This window comes from Micromonospora sp. ATLC16, from assembly GCF_057196645.1.
In genome coordinates, this window is the sequence record NZ_JBXUOW010000113.1 from 1 (window position 1) to 9,666 (window position 9,666).

Annotated in this window: 10 protein-coding genes, 2 pseudogenes and 1 riboswitch; of the genes and pseudogenes, 7 read left to right on the forward strand and 5 right to left on the reverse strand. The window is 71.6% G+C overall.

All coding sequences use genetic code 11. From position 1 onward, the window contains the following. From AC2CHE_RS25800 to AC2CHE_RS25815, 4 genes and pseudogenes are all read right to left on the reverse strand, one after another. Positions 1–231: pseudogene (locus tag AC2CHE_RS25800) on the reverse strand (urease accessory protein UreF); the annotation flags it as partial. Beyond that, positions 231–1,934 carry an urease subunit alpha gene (locus tag AC2CHE_RS25805; RefSeq protein ID WP_484507435.1) on the reverse strand — a complete coding sequence of 568 codons (1,704 nt, stop codon included), beginning with the start codon at positions 1,932–1,934 and terminating at the stop codon, positions 231–233. The pseudogene AC2CHE_RS25800 and the gene AC2CHE_RS25805, both read right to left, overlap by 1 nt. Further along, positions 1,931–2,254 (reverse strand): urease subunit beta, encoded by a 324-nt coding sequence (locus AC2CHE_RS25810; protein ID WP_484507436.1) that lies wholly within the window; start codon positions 2,252–2,254, stop codon positions 1,931–1,933. Before AC2CHE_RS25810 ends, AC2CHE_RS25805 begins: the two co-directional genes overlap by 4 nt. Beyond that, on the reverse strand, positions 2,251–2,553 hold the full coding sequence (locus AC2CHE_RS25815; RefSeq protein ID WP_484507437.1) for an urease subunit gamma: 303 nt from the start codon (positions 2,551–2,553) through the stop codon (positions 2,251–2,253). The genes AC2CHE_RS25810 and AC2CHE_RS25815 overlap by 4 nt, the downstream gene beginning before the upstream one ends. A gap of 419 nt (positions 2,554–2,972) precedes the next feature. Then, a riboswitch (SAM riboswitch) is annotated at positions 2,973–3,085 on the forward strand. Between the two features lie 263 nt (positions 3,086–3,348). Between AC2CHE_RS25815 and AC2CHE_RS25820 the strand changes: the two genes are divergently transcribed. The 7 genes from AC2CHE_RS25820 (at position 3,349) to AC2CHE_RS25850 (ending at position 8,795) form a co-directional block, all read left to right on the forward strand. Further along, entirely contained in the window at positions 3,349–4,218 is an 870-nt protein-coding gene (locus tag AC2CHE_RS25820; RefSeq protein WP_484507438.1) for an ABC transporter substrate-binding protein, read from the forward strand. A gap of 35 nt (positions 4,219–4,253) precedes the next feature. Next, complete coding sequence (locus AC2CHE_RS25825) at positions 4,254–5,033, forward strand: amino acid ABC transporter permease (protein ID WP_484507439.1); 780 nt, start codon at positions 4,254–4,256, stop codon at positions 5,031–5,033. After that, positions 5,030–5,761 (forward strand): amino acid ABC transporter ATP-binding protein, encoded by a 732-nt coding sequence (locus AC2CHE_RS25830; protein WP_484507440.1) that lies wholly within the window; start codon positions 5,030–5,032, stop codon positions 5,759–5,761. The genes AC2CHE_RS25825 and AC2CHE_RS25830 overlap by 4 nt, the downstream gene beginning before the upstream one ends. Positions 5,762–5,850: 89 nt before the next feature. Continuing rightward, the gene (locus tag AC2CHE_RS25835; protein ID WP_484507441.1) at positions 5,851–7,065 is read left to right on the forward strand and encodes a helix-turn-helix domain-containing protein; all 1,215 of its coding nucleotides are present in this window, start codon (positions 5,851–5,853) and stop codon (positions 7,063–7,065) included. A 116-nt stretch (positions 7,066–7,181) separates the two neighbouring features. After that, positions 7,182–7,346 (forward strand): hypothetical protein, encoded by a 165-nt coding sequence (locus tag AC2CHE_RS25840; protein ID WP_484507442.1) that lies wholly within the window; start codon positions 7,182–7,184, stop codon positions 7,344–7,346. Further along, positions 7,339–8,541: a helix-turn-helix domain-containing protein gene (locus tag AC2CHE_RS25845; RefSeq protein ID WP_484507443.1), complete on the forward strand. Its 1,203-nt coding sequence runs from the start codon at positions 7,339–7,341 to the stop codon at positions 8,539–8,541. Before AC2CHE_RS25840 ends, AC2CHE_RS25845 begins: the two co-directional genes overlap by 8 nt. Continuing rightward, positions 8,538–8,795, forward strand: coding sequence for a hypothetical protein (locus AC2CHE_RS25850; protein ID WP_484507444.1), 258 nt, complete (start codon positions 8,538–8,540; stop codon positions 8,793–8,795). Before AC2CHE_RS25845 ends, AC2CHE_RS25850 begins: the two co-directional genes overlap by 4 nt. 59 nt (positions 8,796–8,854) lie before the next feature. Here the strand turns inward: AC2CHE_RS25850 and AC2CHE_RS25855 are convergent. Next, positions 8,855–9,666, reverse strand: a pseudogene (locus AC2CHE_RS25855) (anibiotic ABC transporter); the annotation flags it as partial.

Consider the following 9,666-nt stretch of genomic DNA (forward strand, 5'->3'; position numbering starts at 1 on the left):
GGCCAGCGCGGCGGAGCGGCCCGCCGACCAGGCCGCACCACGGGCCGCCGCCGCGAACGCGGCCGCGACCAGTCCCGCGGTGGCCAGCCGCCCCCGCAGGTACTGGCTGAGGGTGTCCAGGTCGGTCACCCGGCCGGCGGCGACGGCCGCCTCCAATCCGGCCGAGTGGGCGTGCGCACCGGCCGGGAAGCGCCCGTCGGCGAGAAGCAGCAGCATCGTCGGGGTGGCCATCAGAACAGGAAGTACCGCTGGGCCATGGGCAGTTCGGCCACCGGATCCGGCTCCACCACCACACCGTCGATACGGACCGTGAAGGTGTCCGGGTCGACCTCGATGCGCGGCAGGGCGCTGTTCTCCGGCAGGTCCGCCTTGCCGCGTGAGCGTACGTCGGCCACCGGCACCACCCGGCGCCGCACGTCCAGCCGCAGCCCGGCCTCCAACGCCGCAGGCGCGACGAACGCCAGGCTGGTGGCGGCGGCCGCGCCGCCGTACGCGCCGAACATCGGCCGGGGCAGCATCGGTTGCGGCGTGGGGATCGAGGCGTTCGCGTCACCCATCTGCGCGTACGCGATCATGCCGCCCTTGATGACCAGGTGCGGTCGTACGCCGAAGAACGCCGGCTCCCACAGCACCAGGTCGGCGAGCTTACCCGGCTCCACCGACCCGATCTCGTGGTCGAGGCCGTTGGCCATGGCCGCGCAGATGGTGTATTTCGCGACGTACCGGCGGGCCCGATGGTTGTCGGCGGCGCCGTCGCCGGGCAGGGCGCCCACCCGCGCCTTCATCACGTGTGCGCTCTGCCAGGTCCGCAGCACGATCTCGCCGATCCGGCCCATCGCCTGCGAGTCGGAGCCGATGATGGAGATCGCCCCGAGGTCGTGCAGCAGGTCCTCGGCCGCCATCGTGGACGGCCGGATGCGGCTCTCGGCGAACGCCAGGTCCTCCGGCACCGCCGGGTTGAGATGGTGGCAGACCATCAGCATGTCGAGGTGCTCGGCAAGGGTGTTGCGGGTGTACGGGCGGGTCGGGTTGGTCGACGACGGCAGCACGTTCGGCTCACCGGCGACGGTGATGATGTCCGGCGCGTGCCCGCCACCGGCCCCCTCGGTGTGGTACGAGTGGATCGCCCGACCGCCGATCGCGCGCAGGGTGTCGGCCACGAACCCGGCCTCGTTGAGCGTGTCGGTGTGGATGGAGACCTGCACGCCGGTGGCGTCGGCGACACGCAGGCAGGCGTCGATCGCCGCCGGGGTGGTGCCCCAGTCCTCGTGCAGCTTGAACCCGCCGGCCCCGGCCCGCAACTGCTCCCACAGCGCCTCCGCCGAGACGGTGTTGCCCTTGCCGAGCAGCAGCACGTTGACCGGGAACGTGTCGAGGGCCTCGTGCATCCGGGCGAGGTGCCAGGCGTTCGGGGTCACGGTGGTGGCCCGGGTGCCCTCGGCCGGTCCGGTGCCGCCGCCGACCAGGGTGGTGACCCCGCTGGCGAGGGCCTCGGCGACCAGTTGCGGGCAGATGAGGTGCACGTGGGTGTCGACCGCCCCGGCGGTGAGGATCCGACCGTTGCCGGCGATCACCTCGGTGGCGGGGCCGATGACCAGGTCCGGATGGACACCATCCATGGTGTCCGGGTTGCCGGCCCGGCCCAGCGCGACGATCCGCCCGTCGCGCAGCCCGACGTCGGCTTTCACCACCCCCCAGTGGTCGAGAACGACCGCGCCGGTGATGACGGTGTCCAGGGCGCCCTCGGCGCGGGTGGCCCGGGACTGGCCCATCGACTCCCGGATCACCTTGCCGCCGCCGAAGACCGCCTCGTCACCACCGATACAGTGATCGTGCTCGATCTCGATCAGCAGATTCGTGTCGGCCAGCCTGATCCGGTCACCGGTGGTCGGACCGTACAGGGCGACGTAGCGATCTCGTTCGACGCTGCTCATGCGCTCCGTCCTTCGTCGAGTGCGCCGGCGCACTCGCCGCGCAGGCCCGGCACGATCCGCGCGCCGCCCAGCGGCACCAGGTCGACGCGGCGGCTGACTCCTGGCTCGAACCGCACCGAGGTGCCGGCCGGTACGGCGAGGCGCTGCCCCCAGGCGGCGTCCCGGTCGAAGTCCAGCGCCGGGTTGGCCTCGGCGAAGTGGTAGTGCGAGCCGACCTGCACCGGCCGGTCACCGGTGTTGACCACCAGCAGCGTGGTCACCGGGCGCCCGGCGTTGATCTCCACCGGTCCGTCGGCCGGCAGGATCTCCCCGGGGATCACGGGATCGGGTGGTGCACCGTCACCAGCTTGGTGCCGTCCGGGAACGTCGCCTCCACCTGCACCTCCCTCAGCAGCTCGGGGATGCCGTCCTGGACGTCGTCGCGGCCGAGCACGGTGCGTCCGGCGGCCATCAGGTCGACGACGGACTGACCGTCGCGCGCCCCTTCGAGCAGGAAGGCGGTGATCACCGCGACGGCTTCCGGATAGTTGAGGCGCAGGCCGCGCTCGCGGCGCCGCCGGGCGACATCGGCCGCCACGTGGACGAGCAGGCGGTCCTGCTCGTGGGGGGTGAGATACACGGGTGCTCCCGGGTGGATGTCCGCGCCCCGTCCACCGCCGGCCCGGCGCCTCGACGCGCCACCGCACGGTTGGGGGTTCGACCGCCGGCCCGACCCGCCACGCGCATCGGACCTGAGAGTTCCACCCTCCCGGCCCACGTGACGGATCACCGGCGGTGGCTTCTCGGATGCGGACCGCACCGCCCACCGCTGACCAGACCGTAGAGGATCACGCACTTCCCCGGCAACACCCCCAACCGTCGTACGCGCCAACCCCGCCCGCGTTGATCATGAGGTTAGCGGCAGCGGCGGAGATCAAATATGCCGCCAACCTCATGGTCAACTTGGCTCGGCGTGCGGGGGGTCGGGGTGAGGGGGCGGCGTGAGGGGGGTCATAAGGGGTGGACGGTGGGTGGGCGGGGGCTGGTAGCGTCGGCGCAGGTCATGAGTGCCAGCGTCAAGCCCCGGCTCGCTGGCCGGCAACCCTCCTCCGCGCAGGGGTGCCCCGGGTGAGGACCAGGCGCCGGAGCGTTCTCCGGTGCAAGCGTGGCCTGGGTTCCCAGGTCATCACGACCTTGAGGAGCACCATGTCGTACCCCGATCGACCTGTGGCCCGCCCGGGCCTGACCCGGCGTCGGCACGTCGACATGATGCGGGTGTGTAGCGCCGCGTGTAGCTGACCGCGGCGCCACCGGTCACCAACCGCTTACCGGCTCCTTTCCCGCTCTGCCACCGATTTCATCCCAGCGGTCCGCCCAGCGGCGGACCGTCGGTGCGGCACGTCCGTGCCCGCCGCAGCTCAACCAGGAGACACCTGTGCGATTCCTTCCTGCCCTTACCCGGGCCGCCGCCGTCGGCGCCGCCGCGATCCTCGGCGCCGCCACCCTGACCGCCTGCGGCTCGGACTCCGCCGGCAGCGCGGCCGACAACCCGTACGGCCTGTCGCAGCCGGGCGTGCTGCGCGCCGGCACACTGACCGACGCCCCGCCGAACGTGTACCTGAAGGACGGCGAGTTCACCGGCTTCGACAATGACCTGCTGGTTGCCGCCGCCGACAAACTCGGCCTGAGGGTCGAGTTCGTGGGCACCGACTTCTCGGCGTTGCTCGCCCAGGTCGGCAACCGCAAGTTCGACGTCGGCAGTTCCTCGATCACCATCACCGAGGCGCGCAAGAAGACCGTGGACTTCGGCAACGGGTACGACTTCGGCTACTTCGGGCTCGACGTGCCCGCCGGATCGACGTTGCGCAGCTTCGACGAGTTGCCCGGCAAGCGGGTGGTGGTCGTGCAGGGCACCGTCCAGGACGACTACGCCACGAACAAGGGGCTGGACCCGGTCCGGGTACCCGACTACAACGGCGCGATCAACCAGCTCAAGGCCGGTACCGCGGACGCGTGGATCGCCCCCGCCGAGATCGGGGAGAAGACCGCGGCGGACAGCGGCGGCACGATCGCGGTGGCGGCGAAGGAACTCAGCCCGGCCCCGACCGCGTACGCCTTCGCCAAGGGCAACGACGCGCTGCGCGAGGCGCTGAACAAGGCGCTCGACGAAGTGATCGCCGACGGCACCTGGACCCGCCTTCAGGAGCAGTACTACCCGGGCCGGCCGATCCCGGCCGACTTCACCCCGGGCAGCGGTGCGGTGACCGCACCGTCGGCGGCGCCGTCGGCGTCGGCCGCTTCCTGAGCTAGGACGACGAGCGAGCAGGACGGAGGTTGACCGTGGATCCGTTGCGCACCCTGTGGGAGACGTTCTTCGACTGGGAGTCGATGCGCGAGGCGCTACCCGAGATGCTCACCGTCGGGTTGCCGAACACGCTGATCCTGGCGGTCAGCGCCGCCCTGCTCGGCTCGGCGCTGGGCATCGTGCTGGCGGTGGCGGGCATCTCGCGCACCCGCTGGCTGCGGTGGCCGGCTCGGGTGTACACCGACGTGTTCCGGGGCCTGCCGGCGGCGGCGACGATCCTGCTGATCGGCGTGGGGCTGGCCCCGCTGGGCATGCAGCTGTGGGGGCCCAACCCGTACCCGCTGGGGATCCTGGCGCTGTCGCTCATCGCCTCGGCGTACCTCGGGGAGATCTTCCGCTCGGGCATCCAGTCGGTGGAGGCCACCCAGTTGGAGGCGGCCCGCGCGTTGGGCTTCTCCTGGCGCGAGGCGATGCGCAGGGTGGTCATCCCGCAGGGCATCCGGCGGATCCTGCCGGCCTGGGTCAACCAACTCATCGCCCTGATCAAGGACTCCAGCCTGGTCTACTTCCTCGGCCTGCTGGCCAGCCAGCGCGAGCTGTTCCGGATCGGGCAGGACTACGCCGCCAACACCGGAAACCAGTCGGCGCTGCTGCTGGCCGGGCTGTTCTACCTCGCACTGACCGTGCCGCTGACCCACGCGGTCAACTGGATCGACCGGCGGCTGCGACACGGCCGGCCGACGACCGGACCGACCGACGACCCCGACGACCTGGACCTGGCGCTGCCCGGCGCCGCCGGAGGCAACCAACGATGAACACCTCGGTCAGTCTGAGCCTGCGCGACGTCCACCTGGCCTTCGGCAGTCACCGGGTGCTGCGCGGGGTGGACCTGGACGTGGCACGCGGCGGCACCGCGTGCGTCATCGGTCCGTCCGGGTCGGGCAAGTCCACCCTGCTGCGCACCGTCAACCGGCTGCTCGAACCGGACCGGGGTGACGTGCTGCTGGACGAGCGCAGTGTGCTGCGCGACGACCCGGACGCCCTGCGGCAGCGGATCGGCATGGTGTTCCAGCAGTTCAACCTCTTCCCGCACATGAGCGTGCTGCGCAACATCACCCTGCCGTTGCGCCGCATCGGCAAGCTCGGCGAGGACGAGGCGGTGGCCCGGGCCCGGGCCGAACTCGACCGGGTCGGCCTGGCCGCGAAGGCCGACGCCCGGCCGGCGCAGCTGTCCGGCGGGCAGCAGCAGCGGGTGGCCATCGCCCGGGCACTGGCCATGCGGCCGCAGGTGATGCTCTTCGACGAGGCCACCTCGGCGCTGGACCCGGAACTGGTGAAGGGGGTGCTGGCGCTGATGGCGGAGCTGTCCGGACAGGGCATGACCATGGTGGTCGTCACCCACGAGATGGGCTTCGCCCGCCAGGTCGCCGACACCGTCGCCTTCATGGACGCCGGGGTGGTGCTGGAGGCCGGCGAGCCGCAGGCCGTCTTCGAGTCGCCGCAGCACTCCCGGCTACGCCGTTTCCTGTCCCAGGTGCTGTGAGCTGGTGATCGACTCCTGACTCTTCCTATCGCCGGGAGCTGCGCGTACCGTGAGGTACACGATGTACCCCATCGAATGAGGTGTCGGTCGTGACCAGTCAAGAGCACCCCAGGCCGGGCCAGCGTGTCGAGCGGCTACGTCGAGCAGCGGGGCTATCCCGCGAGCGCCTCGCCAACCTGAGCGGACTGTCAGCGACCACTGTGAAGTTCATCGAGAACGGTCGCCGGTCGTTGACCCTGCGTGCCGCGCAGCAGTTGGCGCCGCACCTCGGGGTTCGGGATCTTGGTGACCTCTTCGGCCCGTCCGTGGCACTGTCTCTCGATGGCCGGGTCAGTCATCCCGCAGTGCACGAGGTCCGTCGTGCGTTGACCGCCTGGCACATTGTCCTCGACGGCGAGCCGGAGAGCACTGAGTATCTCCGTGGTGCGGTTGACTCCGCATGGCAGACCTGGCACACGTCTCGACACCAGCGCACGGCGGCGGGGGAAATCCTGCCCGGCCTGCTAAATGCCACCCAGCGGGCGGCTCGGCTGCATTCCGGTGATGATCGACGGGCGAGCCTCGCTCTGCTCGCACAGGCTAACCATCTCGCTCAGGCATATCTGGCATGGCACGGCGACCGTGAGTTGGTCTGGTTGACAGTCGATCGCGGGATGACCGCCGCCCTGGACGCGGACTACCCGCTGGCTATCGCACAGGCGAGTTGGTATGCCGCGCACCTGCTGCGCTCGGTGGGTCGCGGAGATGAAGCACTGGAGCGGCTTCGGGAAGCGCGCGGGCTTATCGAACCACGCGTGGCGGATGGCGGTGCCGAATGGGCGGAGATGCTCGCCGACCTGCACCTCTGCACGGCCCTCACCCGCGCTCGGACCGGCGACCAGGGCGCGTGGTCGGATTGGGACACCGCTCGGTCAATCGTCGACCGGGCGCTGCCCGAGGGCTTCGTTGGCCTACGGACCCGCGTGTCGCGGCCCCTGATCGACGTGTACGCCGTCATGTGCGCAGTGGACCTCGGAGATCCGGACGAGGCGCAGCGCCGCGCACACGCCCTCGACCCGGCGTCGATCCCGTCGACAGAGCGCCGAGGCCGGCACTACGTGGAGCTGGCACGCTCCGCCGACCTGGAGGGCGCGAGAGAAGCGACCCTGCACCTACTGGTGCGAGCCGAGGCGACGTCACCGGAAACCGTCCGCTACTCGCCGGCGGCGCAGGACATGGTCACCCGGTTGTGCCACGAAGCACCGGCGGCGATCCGCGCCGAGGCGGTCGACCTCGCACGTCGAATCGGTGCCTCCGACCTTTAGGTACGCCTCGTCACCGGGTACGCCGCGTACCCCAGACTCGAACGCTCGATTGCTTAGCGTAGTCAGACGGTAGCGGCAGAGAGTTGCTGGCGCTTCTGATCGCGGAGGAGTCGGGGATGAGCGGCCAGAACAAGCCCGGCACGCCCGGTGAGGGCGAGCGGATCGAGGCGGCCGAGCGGGAAGCGGCGCGGTTTCGGTTGCTCGCGCAGGCCGAGGCGGAGCGGATACCTGTCGAGGAGACGACCCGGGCGGTGCCGGATCGGCGGTGGCGGCGTGGGTGACGGGTTGCCGATCGGTCGGCGGGTGGCGTACTGGCGGGGGCGACGGCGGATGTCGCAGCAACTGTTCGCCGACCGGCTGGGCAAGTCGAAGAGCTGGGTCGACAAGGTCGAGCGCGGTGCCCGGTCGCTGGACAAGGTGTCCACGATCGCGGAGATCGCCGCTGTGCTGCGGGTCGATCAGTCGGTGCTGCTGGGCCGCGATGTCCGTCCCGCCGCCGTCAGCGAGCGGGCGGCGGGTGTGGAGCGGATCCGGGCGGCACTGTCGGCGTACGACATCGCGGTGGGCCGGCGGGTGCCGGGCCGCGACATACCGGCGGCAGCTCAGGTGGCGCGTAGCGTGGTTCACGCCTGGACCACCTACCAGCACGCACGGTACCCCCAGTTGATCGACCTGCTGCCCGGGCTGATCGGCGGGGCGCAACGTGGTTACGCCCGCGAGCCGGGACCGGGGCGCGAACCGCTGGTGGAGGCATACCGCATCGGTGCAGCGCTGCTGACGAAGCTCGGTGAGACCGAGCTGGCCTGGCTGGCCGCCGATCGGGCGATGACGCTTGCCACCGGCGACGCGGTGCTGGCCGCAACGGCGGCAGTGCAACTCGGGCAGGTGTTGCGCGCCACCGGGCAGACGCGCGCGGCGGTGTCGACCATGCGGTCCGCCGCGTACCGGATCGCCCCGCCAGACCTCGGCGGTGGCCCGTCGGGGCAGCTGTCCCTGTGCGGCACGCTGCTCGTGCAGGGCGCGTTGGCGGCGGCCTGCGACGGTGACGAGCGCGGCGCCGCCGACCTGCTCGACGAGGCCGCCGACCTAGGCGACCGGGTGGGCGACGGTCATGACCATCATCGCACCGCCTTCGGGCCTACCGCCGTCACCGCAGCGCGGACGGTGGCGGCACTGGAGTTGGGCGACGCGGGTGCGGCGGTCGCCTGGCATCAAAGGACGGTCCGACGCGACGGTTGGCGGTGGCTACCCGTCGAGCATCGCGCCGCCCACCTGATCGACGCCGCCCGCGCGCACCTGCACGCCCACGATCACACGAGCGCCGCACGGACCCTGCGGCAAGCCGAGAGCATCGCACCCGCCGAGGTGCGGCACCGACCCGCCGCCCGCGATCTGCTCGCCCGGGTGCTCCAGAGCCGGCACGCCCCGATGACGATCGTCCAACTCGCGGCCGACCTCGGAGTGCCGGCAACATGACCGCGCCGCTGCTGTCCCTGGCCCAGATTCTCAACCGGCTCGCCCTCACGGCTCGCCGAACCCTCCGAGATCATGAGTCGTCGGAAGGCACCTGCCCGATCTGCCGCACGGCGGACTGTGCCACGGCAGCCGCTGCGCGTGACGTCCTCGACGCCATCACGCAACTGCGCTGGCACCGCCTGGCGGCCCCGCCGCACATCGTGTCCTCCGTGGAACCCGGCGTGCTCGGCGCTGACCGGCACCCCGAGCACTGACCATGGCAGCGGCGTGTCGAGTCACTCGGCTGCAAACGATCAAGACGGATCAGGTGGGCTCAGGTGGGGGTGTCGCGGCGGCGGAAGGTGGTGAGGCCGAGGGCGAGCAGTACGGCGGCTACGGCGGTGAGGACCACCAGGGGCAGGACGGTGACGTCGACGGCGGGGGCGGACGGCACGTGGGTGTAGGGCGAGAGGTTCAGCACCGCCTGCGGCAGGTCCAGCGCGGCGCCCAACTGCCCGAGCAGCAGGAACACGATGAGCACCGCCCAGCTCGACGCCACCGACCAGCGCGGCAGCGTGCCGAACAGGGCGGTCACCACCCCGGCGACGACGAGCAGGGCCGGCAGCCGTAGCAGCGCGGCTCCGGTCAACTCGACCGTCCAGCCGACCGGGTCACCGACCGCCAGCCCGTACCCGAGGCCGGTGGTGGCACCGGCCAGCAGCATCAGCGCCAGCGCACCGAGCACCGCGCCGGCCACCTGCGTGCCCAACCACCGGTAGCGGCTGACGGCGGTGGCGAGCAGCGGTTCGAGGATGCCGTCGGACTCGTCGCCGCGTACCCGCAGCAGGGCCTGCACCACGTACGCCCCGATGGTCAGGGCGAACAGGCCGAGCATCGCCGCCAGGAAGGCGTCGACCAGTTCGGCACCGCCGCCGAGTTGGGCGATCGCCTCGGCGGCGGCCGGGTTGTCGGCGATCATGTCGTCGACCTCGTTGCCGGCCAGCCCCATGGCGAGGCCGAACACCGCCACCGCGACCACCCAGCCGGTCAACGCGCCACGGTGCAGCCGCCAGGTCAGCCCGGCCGGGCCGAGCAGTCCGGCGGTGGCGCGGGCCGGCCCGCGGCGGGCGGCGAGCAAGCCGGCGC